We start from the raw sequence: 22,302 nt of genomic DNA, 5'->3' as shown, positions 1-22,302 counted from the left end.
TTGCAAAAGCCTCATTTACCACTGCCGTCACAAATCCGTTACACAAATCAAATTACATCGCAACAATATTAACCGGTAGTATAAATTGCTTAATATAGTGGTTCCGGTGTTTACAAAAGAAAACATCGGTTGACTGACTAATACTTAAACAATTAACACAAATGATCAAACTTTTAAAGCACGCATTGATCACTCCATCAATTGCTGTACTGGCGTTTAACGCGGTTGCCCAAACCGCCGCGCAACCAAAGCTTATTGAAAAGGTTACCCGTAAGGGGACCGAGCTGGTGATCCCCTATGAAAAATATGTATTACCCAATGGCCTTACGGTTATTTTGGCCGAAGACCACTCCGATCCGCTGGTTCACGTGGATATCACCTATCACGTAGGTTCGGCCCGTGAGGAGATCGGTAAATCGGGCTTTGCCCACTTTTTTGAGCATATGATGTTCCAGGGATCTGATCATGTAGCCAATGGCGATCATTTTAAGATCATTACCGAAGCCGGCGGTACCCTAAACGGTTCAACTAACCGCGACCGTACCAACTATTATGAAACCGTACCGGCCAATCAGCTGGAAAAAATGCTTTGGCTGGAGTCGGACAGGATGGGCTTCCTGCTCGATGCTGTTACCCAGCAAAAATTTGAGGTGCAGCGTGCAACCGTAAAAAACGAACGCGGGCAAAACTATGATAACCGCCCATACGGTTTAGTTGGTCAGTATGCTTCAAAAACACTTTATCCATACGGCCACCCCTATTCATGGCTTACCATTGGCTATATTGAGGAGCTGAATAAAGTAGGCGTAAACGATCTTAAAAACTTTTTCCTGAGATGGTACGGCCCTAATAACGCCACGCTAACCATTGGCGGCGACCTTAACCCCAAACAAACGCTGGCCTGGGTGAGCAAATATTTCGGCGGGATCCCAAGAGGGCCAGTGGTAAAGAATATGTCTTTACCTGCACCTGTGTTAAAAGCCGACAGGTATGTATCCTACACAGATAATTACGCCAAGTTCCCCTTGTTGTCTGTAAGCTATCCTGGCGTAAAGATCTATGATAAAGACATGTCGCCGCTTGATGCTTTGTCAGCCATCATTGGCCAGGGCCGTAACTCTATCTTTTACAAAAACTTTGTAAAAACCCGTAAGGCGGCACAGGCCACCATGAGTTCGTCCAATACCGAACTGGCCGGTGAGATCAGCATGCGGGTTATACCTTTCCCTGGTCAAACTTTGGCCGACGCGAAAAAACTGGTAGACGAGTCATTAGCTGAGTTTGAGAAAAAAGGTGTAAGTGACGATGACCTGGCCCGCTTTAAAGCCACCGCCGAAGCCGATTATATCAACAGCTTATCGAGCGTAAGCGGTAAAGTATCTGAACTGGCTCAGGCGCAAACATTTACCGGTAACCCCAACCAAATTGGCCGCGAACTTGCTGCTATCCGCGCGGTTACCAAAGAGGATGTGATGCGCGTTTACAACCAGTACATTAAAGGAAAACCGGCGGTAATATTAAGCGTATTGCCTAAAGGCGGTAATATGCAGCCTGTAGCACCCGATAATTTTACTGTTGATACCACAGGTTACAAAGCACCGGATTATGGTTATAATGGTTTAACCTATCATAAGCCTAAAGATAGTTTTGATCGTACTGCAAAACCTGGCGTTGGCCCTAACCCGGCCATTAAAGTTCCGACTATATGGTCAGCCAATACATCAAATGGTATCAATATCATCGGTACGCAAAATAACGAGATCCCATCGGTATCTATGTCGATCTCTATTAAAGGCGGTGGCTTGTTTGCCATCAATGATCCATCAAAAGCAGGCCTGGCAGGTATTGTCGGCCGCATGATGAATGAAGAAACGCAGAAATACACTGCCGAAGATTTCAACTCCGAATTGGATAAACTGGGTAGCAGTATCACTTTTTATGCCAGTTTAGATCAGATTGATGCTGAGGTATCATCACTCACCAAAAACCTGGGCAAAACAATGTCCCTGCTCGAAGAAAGGTTATATCACCCTAAATTCACCCAGGACGCGCTCGACAGGATCAAGAAGCAAACTTTGGAAGGCTTTAAACAAGCTAAAACCCAACCTGCAGGCGTAGCCAGCACAGTGTACAGCAAAATCCTTTATGGTACCGATAACGTGCGCACTTACGCTGCAGGTGGTAATGAAGAAACTGTTGCAGGTATAACGTTGCAGGATGTTCAGGACTATTACGATAAAAACTTTTCGCCATCGTTAGCCAAAATTGTTGTGGTAGGCGATGTTAGCGAGGCATCTGCAAAAAGCGCACTCGCTTTCCTCAATACCTGGAAGGATAAAAAGGTGAACATCCCGGCTCCTGCTGAGGGTAAAACATTTGATAAAACCACGCTATACCTGGTTGATATCCCGGGCGCGGCACAATCTGAGATCCGTATCGGGTATCTGGATAAACTAAACTATGATGCAACAGGCGATTATTATAAGCTGAACATAGCCAACTACATTTTAGGGGGCGCATTCAACAGTCACATCAATCTTAACCTGCGTGAGAAAAAAGGCTGGACATATGGTGCCCGTTCATCTTTCAGTTCGGGTAGATATGGCGGCGACTTCACCGCCGCGGCCGGCGTATTGGCTACGGCTACCGATAGCTCGGTGGTTGAGTTTATGAAGGAGATCACCAATTATCAAAAAACAGGGATTACACCCGAAGAATTGAAGTTCACCCAAACTTCTATCGGTCAGAGTGATGCCCGTCGTTATGAAACCAACGCGCAAAAAGCGGCGTTTTTGTCGCGCATCCAGGAATACGGTCTTAAACCTACTTTTGTTGACGAGCAAAGCAAGATCTTATCTACCATTACTCCAGCCGAGATCAATAGCCTTGCTTCAAAATACCTCAATCCCGACAACATGATCATTTTGGTTGTCGGCGATAAGGCAAGGATCTATCCGGGCCTGCAAAAACTGGGCTACCCGATTGTTGAACTTGATGCTGATGGCAAGCCAAAACAATAAATTAACATAACAACAGGCGGATAAAACCCTTATACCTTAACCGGTATAAAGGTTTTTTATTTTAAAAATCAATCATTTATAATAAAGCTACAACCCTACGGGTGTTGTTTATACCATTGCTTTGCAACTGAAAAGTTACTATTCAAAACCTATTTACTAACATTGATTTAACCTAAATTGAATACACAAAGTTCAATTTTGAAAGGTTGATATAGTGCATATGGCAACTGCCAAAGCCGGTGGTGTTAATATTTAAGTTTTAACTATTTGAGTGCAAGCAGTGCACCGGCCTTGTAATGGCACAATAATATCCCAACAGGAGCATGTGAATGCGTATTCCTGTTTCTTTTAGTTCTCCTAAATCTTTCCGGTTTTAAAATTTACGCAGCGTAAACGCATTTGCTATGCATTGTATCTATCTATCATAAAAAACAACATTATGAAAATTAACAACCTACTTATTGGCCTGGGTTTAGCTTTAACCCTTGCCGGATGTTCCAAAGACCTTAAAAACTCGCCTATCCCGCCCAAAACCGGCGATACTACAGCAAGCCCTCCTGCCCCGGTTCCTTATTCCATTACCGAAGGTTTTGAACAGGGCAGTAAAACCGCCTACGCAGCAGCCGATGTAACCCTAAGCACCGGAAGCTGGAATTTTAGCGATGCCCTGATAGGCAATCTCGCTGCCGACCTTAAAGATGGCAGTAAATCTGTAAGGCTGCGTACCGGGGATATCGCGATGAATTTTGATATCAAAGGCCTTACTACTTTATACATTAAACACGGTAAATATGGCAGCGATGCCACATCGACCTGGCAGTTGCTAATGTCGACAGACGGCGGGGCGAATTACACGCAGGTAGGTACCGATATTACTGAAACCAATACCACACTGGTAACCGACTCATTTAAAGTGAGCGTTACGGGTAAAGTTAGGTTTGAGATCAAAAAAGCTGGCACAACCCGCATCAATATTGACGATATTACCTTTAAGGGTACCGGCGATCCGGGCATCACCGTTGGCATACCTGATACCGGCGGCAGCGACACTACCGGCACATCAAATTCTGCAACACCAAGGGACGTTACCGCCGGGGCTGATGCGCCACCTGCAAGCGGCGATAACAGCAACCTGCTTTTCGGTAACCCCTCAAATGCACTTTCAACACTAGCCTCAATGGATAACTACCTAATAGACCAGAAGTATTATGTAGAATCATACAACGCTACCAAAGGCGAGCCAAACTGGGTAAGCTGGCACCTTGATGCGACCAATACCACTAATGCGACTGGTCGTTTGGATAATTTTGCCGGCTGGAGCGGGATCCCTGCCGGCTGGTACCAGGTGGAGAGCAACAGCTATTCGGGCAGTGGGTTCGACAGGGGTCATAACTGTCCCTCGGCCGATCGCACAAGTTCAGCCAACGCTAATTCCTCAACCTTCCTGATGACCAATATGATACCGCAGGCCCCGCAAAATAACCAGCAAACCTGGGCCAATCTTGAAAATTATTTGCGCGAGCAAGTGGCTGCCGGTAACGAGGTTTACATTATTATGGGCAGCTATGGTACAGGAGGTACAGGTTCAAACGGAACTGCAAATACTATCAATGATGGCCATGTAAACGTACCAGGGAACGTTTGGAAAGTTGCGCTGATCATACCTAAAGGTGATGGCGACGTTGCAAGGGTTACCGCTTCAACCAGGGTTATCGCGGTGAATACCCCTAATGTTAACACCATCAACTCCGACTGGACCAAGTACATAACAACTATCAAAGATATTGAAACAGCAACCGGTTATACCCTGCTCTCAAACCTGCCAACTGCGGTTAGGACAGCGCTTGAAGTTAAGGTAGATACCGGAGCTTCGGGAACATAAGAAATTGGTAATTGAAAAAGGAAAGCCGGGAGTGTAAATATTTCCGGCTTTTTTGTTGGCTTTTTCGGGGGTGTTCAATTTTTGAAAAAGGAGTGTTCAACTTTCAGAAGTTCAATATTATAACACATTGACTATCAGCACCAAGATGTTCAAATTCCCTTATTGGGTGTTTCTTAATATTTATAACACATTGATTATCAGTGGTTAAAGTTTAGACAAAAACAACAAGTGTTCACACTTTTAAAAATTGAACACCTGCTATCTGTGTGAGTTTTGTTAATTCTGAAGCTATCGGGAAACAGGATCAATCCACTCCTTTTACATTCATTTTAAAGGTGTAAACTGCCTTTGATGCGGTTATAAATAATACATCTTTGTTTTTTCCGCCAAAACAGATGTTGGCTGTCCACGGCTCATCGATATCGATGTGGCCAATCTTTTCACCTTTGGGGTTAACTATGGTAACTCCTTTACCGCACATATAAATATTACCATGCTCGTCAATCGTCATACCATCGCAGCCCATGGCTATGAACAGGGTACGGTTGGTTAATGTACCGTCTTTATTGATGTCATAACGATAGGTTTTGTTATCACCGATATCGGCTACATACAAAGTCTTACCATCCGGAGTTCCGATGATGCCGTTAGGACGCACAAACTTATCATCAACCATAACAGCCGGTGCTTTTCCTTTGGCCAGGAAGTATAATTTTTGTCCGTCAAGATCGGGCTGTTTGCGGGTCCAGTAGTCACGTTGATAATAAGGGTCGGTTATATAGATGCCCCCGTCCGGGCGCACCCAAACATCATTAGGGCCGTTAAACTTATGCCCCTCATAGTCTTTCAGCAAAACGGTCACCTTTCCTTTGGGACTAATAGACCAGAGTTGATCATCGGCATCAGCGCAGCTAATGAGGTTGCCTTTTTTATCAAAATACATCCCGTTTGAGCGGCCCGCGCTATCCAGAAAAACAGAAAGCTTACCATCGGTATCATATTTCCAGATCTTGTTGTTGGGCTGGTCGGTAAAAAACACATTGCCTTTTTTGTCAACAGCTGGCCCCTCGGTAAATGAGAATTGTTTGGCAACCAGTTGGGCTTTGGTATTGGGATCGTAAAGGCTTGCATCCGTTTGGGCAAACGCCTTAACCGACAGGGCCGATATCAATAGAATAAGAGCAGGTAGTTTTCTCATCGCTTTTGGAGTGTTATAATGGTTTTGCTAAAGTAACACGTTTTTGAGACCGATTATTTTAAAGGGGTAAAATATTTGATACAAGTAGCGGTTTTGTAGGATTGCAGAGTTGACTTAACTTTCATTTACCACTATTCAAAATCTCTTTAAAAAGAACTCATTAAAAACGCTATTTTTGCACCTTTATTAAAATACCGTACATCACATGAGTATTGCATTATCCGAACAGGAGATCATTCGCCGCAAATCTTTACAGGAGCTACGTGCACTGGGTATTAACCCTTACCCTGCCGAAGCTTTTAATGTCAACGCCTGGGCACAGGATATAGCCGATAATTTTAAGGATAAACCCGAGGCCTACCAGGATGTTGTAATTGCAGGCAGGATCATGACCCGTCGTATTATGGGCAGCGCTTCTTTTGCCGAACTGCAGGATTCAACCGGTCGTGTGCAGATCTACCTGAAACGCGATGATATTTGCCCTGACGAGGATAAGACCTTATATAATACTGTATTCAAAAAACTGCTGGACATTGGCGACTACGTTGGCGTAAAAGGCTATGTGTTCCTCACTCAAACGGGCGAGATCTCGGTTCACGTACGTGAGCTGGTTGTGCTTTCAAAATCTCTTAAACCACTACCGGTTGTTAAGCGCGAAGAAGACGGAACTATTCATGATGGTTTTACCGACCCTGAACTGCGTTACCGCCAGCGATACGTGGATTTAACCGTTAACCCGGATTACAAACAAATCTTTATCAACCGCTCGAAAGTGATCAGCGCTATGCGCAGTTACTTTAACACCCAGGGATGGATGGAAGTGGAAACCCCAATCCTGCAGCCTGTTCATGGCGGTGCAGCGGCACGCCCGTTTGCCACACACCATAACACGCTGGATATGCCCTTGTTTTTACGTATCGCCAATGAGCTTTATTTAAAAAGACTTATTGTAGCCGGCTTTGACGGTGTTTATGAGTTTGGCAAAATGTTCCGCAATGAGGGCATGGACCGCACCCACAACCCGGAGTTTACCGCTATGGAGATTTATGTAGCCTATAAAGACTATATATGGATGATGGCTATGGTTGAGGAATGCCTGGAAACTGTTGCCAAAGCAGTTCACGGAATCCCGGTTGTGCAGGTTGGCAGCAATGAGATCAACTTTGCAGGCCCGTACGAAAAACTGTCGATGTATGATTCGATCCTGAAATATACCGGCATCGATGTATCGGCGATGGACGAAGCAGGCTTGCGCGAAGTTTGTAACGAACTGAAAATAGAAATAAACCCAAGCATGGGCAAAGGCAAACTGATCGATGAGATTTTCAGCGCTAAAGTTGAGCATCACCTGATCCAGCCTACTTATATTACCGACTACCCTATCGAAATGACGCCGCTTGCCAAAAAGCACCGCACTAAAGAGGGCTTGGTTGAGCGTTTTGAGTTATTCGTTAACGGTAAAGAGATAGCTAACGCATACTCTGAGTTAAATGATCCTATCGACCAGCGCGAGCGTTTGGAAGAGCAGTTGATCTTAGCCGGTCGCGGTGATGATGAGGCTATGGCCATGGATGACGATTTTTTACGTGCGCTTGAATACGGTATGCCGCCAACATCTGGTTTAGGTATCGGTATCGACAGGTTGGTAATGCTGATGACGAATCAGAGCACCATTCAGGAAGTATTGTTTTTCCCACAAATGCGTCCTGAGAAAAAAGCCAAGGTCGCCACTGCGGAGGACTTTATAAACATAGGTGTATCTGCTGAATGGGTACCGGTATTGAATAAAATGGGCTTTAATACCGTCGAAGAATTAAAAGCAGCTAACCCCAACAAGGTATTTAATGACCTTGGCGGGATGCGTAAAAAACTAAAACTCGATATTACCATGCCAACCAAAGAAGAGGTAATGACTTGGTTTAAATAATGAACCTTGATTTGTCGGATTTTAGGATTACCCTGATATTTAATAATGGCCTGCTTCGCGCAGGCCATTTTAGTTTATGATCAATCATAAAACCTTTCAATCAAGAAAATCAGGATTCTCGATAAGAAAATCAACGCAATCAGCGTAATCCCTCCATTCAGCAGTTATAATTTCTTAACAAAAGCTTAAAAAAAATAATACTTTCATTTAAAAAGAGTTGGCTATTATTGTAATAAACACATATATACAAATATCATGACCAACTCAATATTAGAGATCACCGAAAACGAATACCTGATCAAACTTAACAGGAGCAATTTTAACCTGTCGTTCATCAGGAGTTTATTGAAGCTTGTTGAAGTGGCCAACCCGTCTGAAGAATCTGAATATTCATCATACACAGACAGCTACGTTCAGCCTTATCAAAACCATTCAGCAACGCCTGATTATTTCAGCGCCATTGAAGAAAAATAAAAGGGACGCGGTTTTCGCGTCCCTTTTATTTTTATCCTTTTTCTATTCGTTCTTTTTCTTAGAACTGACGATATCCGCCCCTTACTACCTGCTTATCCATCTGTGCCAACTGGCCTTTCATCATTTTAATTTGTTCGGTAAGCAATTTGTTCTTGTCATCTTTTGAAGCTTCTGACAAATACATTTGCGCCTCACGCTTGTTACGCTTAGCCATTGAAATGCCGGCCAGGCTCAACTTCGCCAAAGCTATATTGTGCGACATTTTCATACCCAGCGACAGAGCTTTCTTAAAGTATTTCTCTGATTTCATTGGCGCTTTGCGTGATTCGATCAAACCGATCAGCAAGTTGTAGTAACCGTGCTGGTTTTTGTGAAGCTGTTTTTCGTAATCGGTAATTTTCAACAACCATACTTCCGACTTTTCAGAATTTTCCTTACGTAAAAAATACTGGGCGATGATCATGTTCTCGTTAAAGAAGAAGCTAAGCAGTATAATACCGCCCATTAACAAAACAAAAATACCCCATCCCCAAAAACCGAATGCACAAAGGGCAACCGCCGCACCCATCACTACACAAGCAATAACTAACCGAACAATATTTGACATAATTTGTGATACTAATATTAGCGCAAATATCTGTTTATTTGTACGCTAAACCAACTTCTATATAAATATTTATGGCGATTGCATTACCACCATCATGGCTTGAGGTTTTACAGCAGGAATTTGACAAACCTTACATGATAAAACTTAAACAATTTTTAAAAGAAGAGCAGCAATCAGGGCAAGTTGTTTATCCCAAAAACGGCGAAATCTTCAACGCTTTCAATACTACACCTTTTGATGATGTTAAAGTAGTTATATTAGGGCAGGACCCGTATCATGGCCCTCACCAGGCCCATGGTCTTTCCTTTTCAGTACAAAAGGGCATTGCTATTCCCCGATCATTAATAAACATTTACAAAGAGCTGCAAAACGATATTCCCGGATTTAAAATCCCCGCACATGGCAACCTCGAAGAATGGGCTAAACAAGGTGTGTTGTTACTGAACGCTACACTAACCGTTAGGGCAGGCAATGCAGGTTCGCACCAAAAAAAAGGATGGGAAGAATTTACCGATGAAGTAATCAAAACCATTTCCGATAAAAAAGAAGGTATCGTGTTTATACTGTGGGGAGCTTTTGCCCAATCAAAAGCGGTTTTGATTGACGAGAAGAAACATTTTATTATTCGCTCTCCGCACCCCTCGCCTTTCTCAGCCGATCGCGGTTTTTTTGGCAGCAAACCATTTTCAAAAACTAATGAGATATTGAAAAAGGAAGGGAAAGAAGAGATTGACTGGCAAATACATTGAGCGAGAGACAAGACGCCAAGAGTCAAGAAACAAGATTTAAAAAAGTCTGAAAATAAAAAGAGTCAAGAAATAAAAGATATTTAATCCTTCTTCTTGACTCTTGATTCTTATAGTCTTGACTCTTATCTAATACTCCAGCGGCACTATAGGCTCTTTTTTACTGGTAGACATGATCATCATTGTTTGGAAAGTTTTCACCACAGTAATACGGCTAATCTTTTCCATGATGAGTTGCTCGTATGATTTGATGTCGCGTACGTATACCTTTAACAGAAAATCACACTGGCCAGTTACGTGATGACACTCGGTTACCTCTTTAATATTCTTAATTTCATCCAAAAAAGTTTGAATGGTGTTTTTCTGATGAAAATCAAGGGAGATCTGGATAAAGGTTTTGATTCCTAATCCTAACTTCTCTTCATCTACCAGCGCATGATAGCTTTTAATGTATTCTGCGTTCTCAAGTTTACGCACGCGTTCAAGAGTAGGTGCTGGCGAAAGCCCTATCTCGTTAGACAACTGGAGGTTGGTTATCCTTCCGTTTTCCTGTAAAATCTTGAGTATTTGTAGGTCTATTTTATCTAATTCGGCGGCCATAGTTGTATGCAAATATAGTATTTTCCTTGCTTCGCAAAATTTAATTTTTCGTTAAAGTACTTCAACGAAAACATATTTCCTAACGTTTATTTTTTTAGATTAGTCTAAATTTTTTATTAGATTTGTTTAAATGAACACTTTAGCCGAGGAAAACTACTTAAAATCCATCTATCATCTCTCTGTAAATGATGGAAATGCGAGTACAAATCAGATCGCATCCTCGCTAAATACCAAAGCGTCTTCGGTTACCGACATGCTTAAAAAACTTGCAGATAAAGCGCTCATCAATTACACCCCCTACCAGGGAGTAAGCCTCACCCCTTCCGGCGAGAAAATAGCGATAAGCATTATCCGCAAACACCGGCTGTGGGAGTACTTTCTGGTAGAGAAACTCAATTTTAAATGGGACCAGGTTCATGACCTTGCCGAAGAGATGGAACATATCTCGTCTGAAGAGTTAATTGACCGCCTTGACAAGTTTATGGGTTATCCAAAACATGACCCACACGGCGACCCTATACCTGACTGTAACGGCCGTTTTAACACGCACGAGTTAAAACCGGTTTCGGCAGTAACAGTTAACCAAAGCGGTATAATTTCAGGCGTACGCGACCATAGTTCATCCTTTTTACAATACCTCGATAAAAAACAGCTTACCATCGGCTGCAAAATAATGATCACTGATATTATTGAATATGACCATTCGGTAGTGGTACAAGTCGGCAATAAAGAAGTGCATATCAGCCGCGAAGTAGCCAACAACTTGCTTATAGCCCTATGAACAATACACACAACGAATCTTTAGGCAATGTACACGGATCAGTAACCACCGAAAACAAAAACGGCTGGCGTAAGCTGATGGCTTTCCTGGGCCCGGCTTACCTGGTGAGCGTAGGATATATGGATCCTGGAAATTGGGCAACAGATATCGCAGGCGGGAGTGCTTTTGGATATAAGCTGATCTGGGTATTGTTTATATCCAACATGATTGCCCTTCTGCTGCAATCACTGGCAGCCCGATTGGGGATAGTGCGCGGGCTCGACCTTGCACAGGCCTCCAAAAATGCCTATCCCCGTTTTGTAAACTTTTGCCTGTATATACTGGCACAAATAGCCATTATAGCATGTGACCTGGCCGAAATTATTGGCATGGCCATTGGGTTAAAGCTACTGTTTCACCTTCCGTTAATCTGGGGTGTATCGCTTACGATCACCGATACTGTACTGATGCTCTACCTCATGAATCAGGGTATGCGCAAGCTCGAAGGTTTTATTATTTCGATGATCTTTATAGTCGGGCTCTCTTTTTTGGTCGAAATGTTTATTGTTAAGCCCGATGTAATAGAAGTAGCAAAGGGTTTTATTCCCGGCAATCTGTTTAAAGGTGATAAAATAAGCCAGCAAATGCTTTACATAGCTATAGGCATTATTGGCGCTACGGTAATGCCGCATAACTTATACCTGCATTCATCACTGGTGCAAACCCGCCAAATAACCCGTAGCGAAGAAGGCTTCAGGGCGGCGATTAAGTTTAATCTTTTTGATACTGTTATAGCCCTTAATCTTGCTTTTTTTGTGAATGCGGCGATTTTGATATTGGCAGCAAGCGCCTTTTTCAGGAACGGCTATTTTGAAGTAGCGGAGATACAGGATGCATTCAAGCTGCTGGAGCATATTTTCGGTGCAATAGCGCCTACTTTATTTGCCATAGCGCTTATTGCCTCGGGTCAAAGTTCAACCATTACCGGTACACTTGCCGGGCAAATCATTATGGAAGGGCATATTAACTTGCGGATAGAGCCTTGGCTACGTCGCTTGCTTACCCGTGTATTGGCTATTGTACCGGCAGTGTTCACCATACTTTTTTATGGCGAGGAGGGTTTAGGAAAACTCCTTATCTTAAGCCAGGTTGTATTAAGCCTTCAGTTGGGTTTTGCCGTAATCCCCCTCATCCATTTCACCTCCGACCGGAAAAGAATGGGCAAGTTTACTATCAATTTCCAAACAAGGGCATTGGCCTGGGCAAGTGCTTTATTAATTGTTGCATTAAACGCCAAACTGGTATATGAACAAATTGGCGATTGGGTAAACGGAACCCCATCACCGATATGGATTTATGCCGTAGTGGTTCCCATTGTTATCGGCATAGCGCTATTACTGATCTACGTTTTTATACGGCCATTATTATTTAAACATCATGACAGGCCGGCTATTGTACCACATGGAATAGCCAATGCCATTACCGAGCTTGATGCGATAACTTACAGCCACATAGCTATAACCATAGATTTTTCAAAGAATGATACCGATTGCCTCCGGCATGCTATTATGCAGGGAGGTAAAAAAGCCGATTATACATTGATACACGTTGTTGAAACTGCCGGTGCGCGTTATTATGGCGGCCAGGTGCTGGATAATGAAACCCAAATTGATTTTAACAACCTCGATAAATATGTTTGCGCGTTAAAAAACCTTGGCTACAATGCCCAGGGACAAATTGGCTACGGCAATCCGGCCAGTGCCATAGCCGAAATTGTAAAGAATGAAAAAATTGATTTCATTGTCATGGGTTCGCACGGACACAAAGCTTTGAAAGACCTCATATTTGGCACCACTGTAAACTCTGTAAGGCACAAGGTTAATGTGCCGGTACTGGTGGTAAAGCCACAGTCAAACTAATTTTGTAAGTTTGCGGCTGAATAATTATGAGCCAGGATAACATCTATATAAAAAATAAAAAAGCCTACTTTGAGTATCATATACTTGATAAGTATGTGGCAGGCATACAGTTGCTCGGTACCGAGATCAAGTCGATAAGGCAGGGGAAGGCTAACATTAATGACGCTTTTTGTACATTCATTAATAACCAGTTATATGTACGCAACCTGCATATCTCTGAATATTCATTCGGCTCGTTCTATAACCATGAGGCCAAGCGCGACCGCATCCTGCTGTTAAATAAAAAAGAGCTCAAAAAACTCCAGACGCGTGGCGAAGAACGGGGGTTGACCATAGTCCCCCTGGCACTATTTATCAGCGAACGGGGCTTTGCCAAACTTGAAATTGGACTTGCACAAGGTAAAAAGACATACGATAAACGCGAAACCATGAAGGAACGCGATACCAAGATTGAACTGGACAGGGTGATGAAAAGGTAAATTGATTTCGGAATTGGGAGTTTCGATTTCGAATTTATTTAAATGGAATCATGACAATTCTTAATTCCGGAATCAAAAATTCGAAATCCCAAATCCCTACCAGGCTTTATCCCCTACCAATGGCACAAACCTGAACGTATCCAGCACAATCTTTTCATAATCGTTATCTCCCACTTTTAGTATTGTAACCATTTTTTGGGTTTCCTCATCACCAACGGAATAACCAGGATACCGCCTATTTTCAATTGCTTTAACAGCACGTCGGGTACGGTAGGTGCTCCGGCGGTAACAATGATCTTATCATAAGGTGCGTGTTCGGCTATCCCAACAGAGCCATCTCCCAGGAAAAAACGGCATTGTAGCCCATTTCATTGGGCAGCACATATTTGGTACGCTGATAGAGCTTTTCCTGGCGTTCAATAGTGTAAACATTAGCTCCAAGTTCAAGCAGGATACAGGTTTGATACCCGAGCCTGTGCCTATTTCAAGAACTTTATCCCCTTTACGGATATGCAGTAATTCGGTTTGATAGGCCACAGTATAGGGTTGCGATATGGTTTGCCCTTCGCCTATCGGGAACGCAATATCCCTGTAAGCCTGGTTCCAGAAAGTTTCATCAAAAAAACAATGACGTTTTACCTTGCCAATAGCCTCTAAAACGTGTTCGTCGCCAATTCCCTTCTTTCTCAAAACATCCACCAGTCTTTTACGGGCACCCTGTTCGCGGTAATTATCAGTATACTTGTAAGCCATTTTCAAAGGCAAAGTTAATACGAATTTTCACACAATTTACCCAATAAGCATCATTTACGGGGTTTTGGACCCTGGTGGCTATTTATGTGCTTCATTAGTACAAATTTAAAATTCAATTTTTTCAATAATGAAACGCATGGTCTAAAAACACTACACGCCGAACAGTTTGCCCGGCGTGTCATGTTTTTATGTAATTAAGAACCTATACCTCCCTGTTACTGTCCCACTTCTCTAAATAATCGGCCACACGCCTTACAAACGAGCCACCCAAAGCTCCATCTACAACGCGGTGATCATATGATAATGAAAGGAACATCATGTGGCGTATAGCGATCATATCGCCTTCTTTTGTTTCAATAACAGCAGGTTTTTTCTTGATAGCGCCAACAGCTAAAATGGCAACCTGCGGCTGGTTGATTATAGGTGTACCCATTACGTTACCAAATGAGCCAACGTTGGTAATGGTAAATGTGCCCTCTTTTACATCATCGGGCAATAACTTACCGTTGCGTGCACGGTTCGCGAGGTCATTAACGGCTTTTGTTAAACCAACAAGGTTAAGCTCATCAGCTTTCTTTATTACAGGCACAATCAGGTTACCATTAGGCAAAGCCGTAGCCATGCTGATGTTGATTGCCGCTTTTTTAATGATCTGGGTACCGTTAACAGATACATTGATCATTGGAAAATCTTTGATCGCTTTCGCTACTGCCTCAATAAATATAGGCGTAAAGGTTATTTTTTCGCCTTCACGTTTTTCAAAGCTGTTCTTTACTTTTTCGCGCCATAACACCAGGTTAGTGACATCGGCTTCAACAAATGAGGTAACATGCGGCGATGTTTGTTTGCTCATCACCATATGATCGGCAATCAAACGGCGCATCCTGTCCATCTCTATGATCTCATCACTGCCGGATACAGAAACAGCCGGAGCAGGTTGCTGCTCCACAGGGGCAGTTTTTGGCGTTTCGGTTTTTGCAGGTCCGGGAGCCGCAGCAATTATCGGTTGCGGCGCCGGTTCAACAGCCGGTCGTGCTTCCTTAGCAGGCTCAACTGTTTTTACAGGTTGCCCGGCGGTTTGAGTAGTAAACGACTCAACATGAGCTGGCGAATGTGTATTTGGAACTGATGAAGTTTTTGCCTGCAGATAGTTCAGGAGGTCGTCTTTGGTTAAACGGCCATCCGACCCCGTCCCGGGGATGCTGTCCAACTCCCCAATACTGATACCTTCCTGTGTGGCAATATTTCTTACAAGGGGCGAATAAAAACGCCCTTCGGATTTAAATACCGGAGCAGCAGGCGAACTTTTTTGCTCAAGCTGATCAATCCCGGGAATACCCGATAAATCTTTAGATTGAATTTCGTTTATTTCGGCTTCAGGAACTTTTTCGGCTTCATTTAACTGAACAGCTTCCTGGTATGTTGTTTCCGTTATTTTGGGTCCTTCGGCTGATTGAGGAACTGGAGTTTCTTCAGGCTGAACACTTACCTGGGCAGTTTCGGCTTCTTCAGTTTCAATAATTGCTATAACTGCGCCAACCTGTACTACATCGTTTTCCTGATACAGTTGTTCAACTAACTTACCGGCTACAGGCGAAGGCACATCCGAGTCAACTTTATCGGTAGCAATTTCCATTACAGCATCGTCGGCATTCACCTTATCACCCGGCTTTTTTATCCATTTGATAACGGTTGCTTCAGCAACACTTTCCCCCATTTTTGGCAATAACAGTTGGTATTTGGCCATACAGTAGAATATAGTTTAACTCCAAAATTAGGTATTTAAATCTTTACTTTTTAATTTGAGTAAGCAAAGTATTCAACATTGACAGGGCCATTACAGCACTTCGCTCAATGTTTTGCCGGCGTTTACTACCAAATGTATATTTTTTTATTAATGATTTCTCTTTTGCGGCAACTGCAATCCACACAGTACCAACGGGTTTATCTTCCGTACCGCCCCCGGTCCGGCAACGCCGGTTATAGCGACGGCCAAATCCGATTTGAAATTCAACAGTGCCCCCTCTACCATTTCTTTTACAGTTTCTTCACTAACGGCTCCATGTTGCCACAAAGTTTCGTTCTTTACTCCCAAAATACTTTCCTTTAACTCGTACGAATAAGAAACCGCGCCGCCTAAAAACACCTGCGATGAACCCGGATGTTGGGTAAACAAGTGCGAAAGATAACCACCGGTACAGCTTTCGGCTACTGATAAAGTAAGGCCGTTACTTTCCATCAAATCAAGGATGGCTTTTTCAAGCGGGATATCCTGATCAATAACAAACGGTGAACCGATGCGCTCAATAAACCTGGTGGCAAATGCATCAACTTCTTTTTGCAAAGCAGCTTCATCTTCGCCAAAGGCGCTTAATCGTAAACGCACCTGGCCTAACTTGGGCAGGTAGGCCAGTTTAATATGCGATGGCAGGTCATTTTCGATATCCGCAATCCGTTCGGCCAAAAATGATTCACCCTCGCCAACGGTTAGCAACGTTTTATGAATGATCACCGGAAGCTTTAAGGTAGCTTTAATTTTAGGCAATACCTGCCCTTCCATCATGTACATCATCTCAAACGGCACACCCGGCATCGACATATAGATAACCCCATTATGATTAAACCACATGCCCGGAGCAGTGCCGTTTTCATTAAGCACAACTTCGCAATTGGCCGGAACAAGCGCCTGCTGTTTGTTGATCTCCAGCAACGGGCGGTTATATTTGGCAAAAATGCGTTCTACATTAGCAAATGCATCCTTGTTTTCAACAAGTTCAACACCAAAGTATTCGGCTAATGTTTTTTTGGTGATATCATCTTTTGTAGGGCCAAGTCCACCGGTAATAAAAATGATACTGGCCCGGCTTGCTGCTTCGGCTAATGCCTTCAGGATATGTTCTTTATCGTCGCTTATTGATGAGATCTGCTTTACCCTTATCCCTATCTTGTTAAGTTCGGTAGCCATCCAGGCCGAATTGGTATCAACAATTTGTCCGATAAGTATCTCGTCGCCGATGGTTATTATTTCTGCCAGCATTATTTATATTAATAAAAAGATGATTGTGGATTGTAATCGCTTTTCTTGCTTAGTTTCAAATCCTGCAAAATAGAGGCTTTCACCTTTAAAGTTACATTATACATTTTGTATACACCGAAGGGGATCCATTGAAAGGCCAGATCCCAGCAATGCAAATCGCGGTATATTGAAAACGAGGTAGCGCTTGCAAATTTAGCCGCCTTTATATCATACGTAGTAGAATATTGGATCTTCCACTTTTGCGTAAGGTTCACATCGCCCGAAATTTGGAGCGTATTACTGGTTGTTTTGTTGTTTAAGTAGTTTTGATAGCTAAAACTGTAGTTGAGCGAGATATTCCACGGCACATTAAAGTCAACATATGCATTCGGATCGCTGTTTACCAGGGCCAGTCTCTGAGCCTGGGTGGGATTCATGGTTGCGATAGTATTTAGAGCCGCATTCCCCGGAGTTGCTTTGGTTGAATTCAAACTCCCCCCCATAGAGATGTTCAAACCTGTTAAAGTTGGGAATTTGCCGTCCTGCCAGGCATACCTGTTTATGTAACGGCTTGTTCTTACAATCTGATTATTGGAGATTGAATCGCTTACCTTGGTTACATATGGGCTAAACACTCCCGAAAAACTGATACTTAATTTTTGATTAAAAATAGCGGTATGCCCCGAAAATGAAATATCAGAAAGTTTCATTGAGTCGGCTGCAAAATTATAAAAGGTGGAGAACGACAAACCTTGTAAAATCATGATTTTTCGGTCGGTGCCGGATGTATCCGTGCTTTTAGCTTTTACCTTAGCTTCTATCGTGTTATCTACCGAAAAGTTTAAACCCGCCTGCTTACCCGCTGAGGGGCCGCCGTAAACTCCATTCTGAAAAATAGAATATTTTTGATAGGTATACGGATAAGGCACTGTGGCTGTACTTACAGCTGTTTTGTAATAGCCAAAGCTTGGGTCGCTGAAGTCGGGACGATAGCTAAAACTTATTGACGGAGTTGCCACGTGCCTGATTGCTTTCAGGTTACCATGTTTAAAGTTTATGGTACCGTACAATTTGGTTGATATACCCGTACTGATGCTATACTCGCCGGCACGCTTAAAACCAGGTATAGTATCAATAATTAATTGATTTGAACCGGCAATGCTTCCCCTTTCAAATCTTTCATTAATGCTTTGAAAATACCAGCGTTCGGTATAGTTAACACTGTTATTAAACTGAAAGTACTTTAATACGTTTAAGCCTAAACTAACCGGGATGGTATGCTGAAAACCATTTTGTAACCGTTTTGATAAAGTTTCGCCTTTAAATAATTGAGACTCGGGTATATCGTTAAGCTTGTTGGTACCTACTAAATTATAGCTCACGGTAATTTTTTGATACCATTTTTGTTCGCCAACCCTGTTTTTAGAGTCGAATGGGTTTATTGACGACATACCGAAGGCAATGGTGGGCAACTCGATATTCACCGTTTTACGGGCTATATCCTGGCTATGCGAAATGCCTACACTTAAGTTAAACGGTGTACCTGCCCAGGTTTTACCATAAGCGATACTTGAGCGTAAACTACTTTGGGCAATGGAGTTAACATTATAGTTACTTGCCGATGGCGTATTCCTGAAGAAACCGGAAGTACCTGCATCAACCGAAGCACTGAAAGTTGAACCTGGGTTAGCATTGGCATCCTGCACATGCGACCAGTAAACATGTGCGTCTTTAGTGGCCGGGTCGCCCTCAAGGCCATAATTATGCGAGCCAAAGCTTAGCGTAACGTTGCCGGTATATTTATAACGTTTAAGATATCGTGCCGTGCTGCTTAGTTCGTACGAGCCTTTTGAGTAGATAGACCCGGTGGTAGTCAAATCAACATAATCACTTATACCAATATAGTATCCAAGCCCTTTTAAATAGAAACCCAGGGTGTTGTCCTCACCAAAAGTTGGCAAAATAACACCTGATGTCCTGGTATCCGGCTTAGGGAAAAAACCGAAAGGAATGGCAAGCGGTAAGGGGACCCCTTCAATCTCCAGGTAAGCGGGCCCGGATATAATACGTTTCTTTTCGCCGATGCCACGTGTAATCACTATACCAAAGTGTGTATCCGGGTAAGGCAAATCGCACGTACTGAAAATAACGTTACGGTATGCAACCTCATCATCATTGAGTTTTTTTGCCTGCCCGCCCGAAATAAAGTTGCCTTCCTGCTCGGATGCAGGATTATAGATCTTCACCTTTTTTGTTTGATAATTAAAAATCAGCGAATCGGATGCTACGGGCTTATCCGTTTTTTGCTTCATGATAGGCCTGCGGACATATTGGTGTGTACGCGGGTCAATGCTTCCCCGTGCAAATATGAGGTGGTTTTTATCATCAACCCTGATATAATCTGCGTCAAGCTCAAAATCTTCATAGGTTACACGGGCCTTGCCGTAAAAATAGGTAACCTGGTGCTCCCGGTCTGAGTGGGTCGAGTCCTCGGCAGTTGCCTTTACTTCTGATTGCAGGCCGCCTTTATTCTTTTTAGTGGTATCATTTGCAGGTAAAGAATTTACCGGCTTACCGTTTCTCAACGGCGTTATTGAGCCGGATTGTTTACCTTTAAGAAGTTTCTTATCACGAAGCGAATCAAGTTTGATAATAGTATCAGTTAAAGGCCTCCTGCCATGGCTGTTATTTAAAACAGTGCCGGCATTAGCAGCAAGTCCGTTTACTATTAATATAATTGCAAGCAGAAAAAAAAAGGTTATGAATTTCAAAATTGATTATGAATAGTATTTTTGCAGATATAGTTAACAGCGTTCAAAAATAATGAAAAATAAGGCATTGAAAAGATTGATTTATAGTTTGTGGGTGTTGCTGGTTCTCCTTTCATTTTTTCCCTTTAAATCATACAGTTCTATTTTAACCAATAGTCTTCCTCGTCAAACAGACACTGTTGTCAACAGTACCGGTTTTAAGATTAAAACCATTATTATCGACCCCGGGCATGGTGGTAAACCATCAGCCTCTACAGGTCATTATTCACACGGTGCATCGGGCTCTTATTCGTCAGAAAGGAATGTAACGCTGGCTATCGGCTTTAAATTGCAAGCCGCTATAGAAAAAGAATTAAGCGGTGTTAAAGCTGTAATGACTCGTACTACCGAAGATGATGTTTCGTTTGAACGCAGGGCTGAAATAGCCAATGAAAACAAAGGGCAGCTCTTCATTTCCCTGCATTGCAATTCGCTATCCGACAGAACAATTCGCGAAAAGGTTGGCACCAAACGTCATAAAGCGGTATACCGTACCGTTAGGGTTCCGGACAGGTCGGGCAAAGGCGTACTGATTTTAGTTTATGGTTTACACCGTACCCGCGAAGAGGAAAACGCCATTCAAAAAAATCAGGTTGGCGAAGAGACCGAACTCGATGGTGGCGCACTGGACCCGAACGACCCCATGACCATTATTTTAACAAACGAGTATAAGAGAAAGTTCAGGCAGCAGAGTATCAAGCTGGCTACTTTAATTAACGGCGAGTTTGTTGATACCGATGGAAGGCGTAGCGAAGGGATCAGGGAGCAGGGCATTTACGTACTTTGCCACAGCGCAATGCCATCAGTATTGGTTGAAACCGGCTATATCAATAACCCCGACGATGAAAAGTACCTTAATTCAGAAGAAGGACAAAATGAGATTGTAGCTTCAATTATCCGTGCATTAACAACCTATAAAAAAGAGATGGAACAGATTTCGCAATAATTATAAAAGCCAAACTGTTACCTTCCTTGTAAATAAAACGTACATCATAAAACATATAAGCCTGGTTGCAGGTTTATAGCCTTAAACACAATTAACGCATAAACTCTACTTAATGAAAATCTCTAACGAAACCAAAATTGGTGCACTTACGGCAATAGCAATTACCATACTCATATTAGGTTACAGTTATTTACGCGGTAATGATGTTTTTTCAGGATCAAATAAATACTATGCTATTTATAACAGCGTTGAAGGTTTAACCGTTTCAAAACCAGTATTGGTAAACGGTTACCAGATAGGCCGCATCTCTAAAATGAAGCTTCAGCCAGACGGGCGTACCGTGGTTGAATTTAAAATTGAGCCAGATGTGGTTGTCCCCAAAAATACGCTTGCCAAACTTGAAAGTACCGATCTGCTGGGCAGTAAAGCCATTGTTTTTGAGTTAGGTAACAGCAATGTGCCCGCCGAAGACCAGGATACACTTAAAGCCGATATTCAGGGCAGCCTTGCGGAAAGCCTGCAGCCCATACAAAAAAAGGCAGAGATGCTGATGTCTAAACTCGATTCGTCACTGAGCGCTGTTAACAAGATCCTGAATCCTAACTTTCAGAAAAACATTGACCGCAGCTTTATGAGCATTGCCAACTCATTACAAACGCTTGAAGGCACTACCAAAAAAATAGACCATCTGGTAGGTTCACAAACCGGACATATCGACGCCATACTTACCAATGCAGAGGAAGTATCAGGCAGCTTAAAGACAAGCACAGCCCACCTAAACGGGATGACAGCTAACTTTGAAAAAGTAAGTAACGACGTTGCTGCTGCTAACCTGAAACAAACACTTGATAATGCAAATAAAGCTATGGCCGATTTGCAGGCAACTATTGCCAAGATCAACTCCGGTCAGGGTTCTTTGGGCCTTTTGCTTAACGATGATAAAATGTACAAAAACCTTACGGATGCATCAAACAACCTCAATAACCTGTTTATTGATCTGAAAGCACATCCAAAACGTTATGTAAGCTTCTCGGTATTTGGCGGTAAAAAGGATTAAGGAAAAGCTAAAAGCTGAATGCACAAAGCCTAAAGCTAATAAACTGATTATTAGTCGTAGCTTATGCCCTATGTTAAGTTAATGAATAAACGTTTGCCGGTTGCAGCT

General features: G+C 42.8%; 15 protein-coding genes and 2 pseudogenes. 10 read left to right on the top strand and 7 right to left on the bottom strand.

Translation table 11 applies throughout. The features are described from left to right. Positions 1-161: 161 nt before the first annotated feature. Both DIU38_RS07550 and DIU38_RS07545 read left to right on the top strand, forming a co-directional pair. Positions 162-3,020: a M16 family metallopeptidase gene (locus DIU38_RS07550; protein WP_112654253.1), complete on the top strand. Its 2,859-nt coding sequence runs from the start codon at positions 162-164 to the stop codon at positions 3,018-3,020. Between the two features lie 439 nt (positions 3,021-3,459). After that, positions 3,460-4,902, top strand: coding sequence for a DNA/RNA non-specific endonuclease (locus tag DIU38_RS07545; protein ID WP_112654254.1), 1,443 nt, complete (start codon positions 3,460-3,462; stop codon positions 4,900-4,902). A 304-nt stretch (positions 4,903-5,206) separates the two neighbouring features. Here the strand turns inward: DIU38_RS07545 and DIU38_RS07540 are convergent, their stop codons facing one another. After that, complete coding sequence (locus tag DIU38_RS07540; RefSeq protein ID WP_112654255.1) at positions 5,207-6,100, bottom strand: SMP-30/gluconolactonase/LRE family protein; 894 nt, start codon at positions 6,098-6,100, stop codon at positions 5,207-5,209. A gap of 205 nt (positions 6,101-6,305) precedes the next feature. On the opposite strand from DIU38_RS07540, the gene lysS reads away from it, so the two are divergent. Both lysS and DIU38_RS07530 read left to right on the top strand, forming a co-directional pair. Next, on the top strand, positions 6,306-8,027 hold the full coding sequence (lysS, locus tag DIU38_RS07535) for a lysine--tRNA ligase (protein WP_112654256.1): 1,722 nt from the start codon (positions 6,306-6,308) through the stop codon (positions 8,025-8,027). A gap of 255 nt (positions 8,028-8,282) precedes the next feature. Continuing rightward, the gene (locus tag DIU38_RS07530) at positions 8,283-8,501 is read left to right on the top strand and encodes a hypothetical protein (protein WP_090527160.1); all 219 of its coding nucleotides are present in this window, start codon (positions 8,283-8,285) and stop codon (positions 8,499-8,501) included. Positions 8,502-8,559: 58 nt separating this feature from the next. Here the strand turns inward: DIU38_RS07530 and DIU38_RS07525 are convergent, their stop codons facing one another. Continuing rightward, positions 8,560-9,108, bottom strand: a complete 549-nt coding sequence (locus tag DIU38_RS07525; protein ID WP_091162705.1) for a hypothetical protein — start codon at positions 9,106-9,108, stop codon at positions 8,560-8,562. Positions 9,109-9,179: 71 nt separating this feature from the next. Between DIU38_RS07525 and ung the strand changes: the two genes are divergently transcribed. Beyond that, complete coding sequence (gene ung, locus DIU38_RS07520) at positions 9,180-9,857, top strand: uracil-DNA glycosylase (RefSeq protein WP_112654257.1); 678 nt, start codon at positions 9,180-9,182, stop codon at positions 9,855-9,857. Between the two features lie 126 nt (positions 9,858-9,983). On the opposite strand, the gene DIU38_RS07515 is transcribed toward ung, so the two are convergent. Beyond that, positions 9,984-10,454, bottom strand: coding sequence for an Lrp/AsnC family transcriptional regulator (locus tag DIU38_RS07515; protein WP_022832833.1), 471 nt, complete (start codon positions 10,452-10,454; stop codon positions 9,984-9,986). 130 nt (positions 10,455-10,584) lie between these two features. On the opposite strand from DIU38_RS07515, the gene DIU38_RS07510 reads away from it, so the two are divergent. Genes DIU38_RS07510 through smpB form a run of 3 tightly spaced genes read left to right on the top strand, consistent with a single transcriptional unit; the run spans position 10,585 to position 13,612 of the window. Continuing rightward, the gene (locus DIU38_RS07510) at positions 10,585-11,235 is read left to right on the top strand and encodes a metal-dependent transcriptional regulator (protein WP_112654258.1); all 651 of its coding nucleotides are present in this window, start codon (positions 10,585-10,587) and stop codon (positions 11,233-11,235) included. Beyond that, positions 11,232-13,133, top strand: coding sequence for an Nramp family divalent metal transporter (locus DIU38_RS07505; RefSeq protein WP_112654259.1), 1,902 nt, complete (start codon positions 11,232-11,234; stop codon positions 13,131-13,133). Before DIU38_RS07510 ends, DIU38_RS07505 begins: the two co-directional genes overlap by 4 nt. A gap of 26 nt (positions 13,134-13,159) precedes the next feature. Next, positions 13,160-13,612, top strand: coding sequence for an SsrA-binding protein SmpB (gene smpB / locus DIU38_RS07500; RefSeq protein WP_090527145.1), 453 nt, complete (start codon positions 13,160-13,162; stop codon positions 13,610-13,612). A 96-nt stretch (positions 13,613-13,708) separates the two neighbouring features. Here the strand turns inward: smpB and DIU38_RS07495 are convergent. The 4 genes and pseudogenes from DIU38_RS07495 to DIU38_RS07480 form a co-directional block, all read right to left on the bottom strand. Further along, positions 13,709-14,365: pseudogene (locus DIU38_RS07495) on the bottom strand (protein-L-isoaspartate(D-aspartate) O-methyltransferase). A gap of 202 nt (positions 14,366-14,567) precedes the next feature. Beyond that, positions 14,568-16,112 carry a dihydrolipoamide acetyltransferase family protein gene (locus tag DIU38_RS07490; protein WP_112654261.1) on the bottom strand — a complete coding sequence of 515 codons (1,545 nt, stop codon included), beginning with the start codon at positions 16,110-16,112 and terminating at the stop codon, positions 14,568-14,570. A gap of 43 nt (positions 16,113-16,155) precedes the next feature. Then, a pseudogene (locus DIU38_RS07485) lies at positions 16,156-17,402 on the bottom strand (competence/damage-inducible protein A). An 8-nt stretch (positions 17,403-17,410) separates the two neighbouring features. Next, on the bottom strand, positions 17,411-20,152 hold the full coding sequence (locus tag DIU38_RS07480) for a putative LPS assembly protein LptD (protein WP_112654263.1): 2,742 nt from the start codon (positions 20,150-20,152) through the stop codon (positions 17,411-17,413). 52 nt (positions 20,153-20,204) lie between these two features. Here DIU38_RS07480 and DIU38_RS07475 point away from each other — a divergent pair, with 52 nt between their 5' ends. Next, entirely contained in the window at positions 20,205-21,137 is a 933-nt protein-coding gene (locus DIU38_RS07475) for an N-acetylmuramoyl-L-alanine amidase family protein (protein WP_112654264.1), read from the top strand. Between the two features lie 112 nt (positions 21,138-21,249). Beyond that, positions 21,250-22,194: an MlaD family protein gene (locus DIU38_RS07470; RefSeq protein WP_090527134.1), complete on the top strand. Its 945-nt coding sequence runs from the start codon at positions 21,250-21,252 to the stop codon at positions 22,192-22,194. Positions 22,195-22,302 lie beyond the last annotated feature (108 nt).

Origin of the sequence: Mucilaginibacter metallidurans (assembly GCF_003286435.2) — a bacterium.
In the GTDB taxonomy this organism is placed as follows: domain Bacteria; phylum Bacteroidota; class Bacteroidia; order Sphingobacteriales; family Sphingobacteriaceae; genus Mucilaginibacter; species Mucilaginibacter gossypii.
This window is presented reverse-complemented; position numbering and strand designations above follow the sequence as displayed.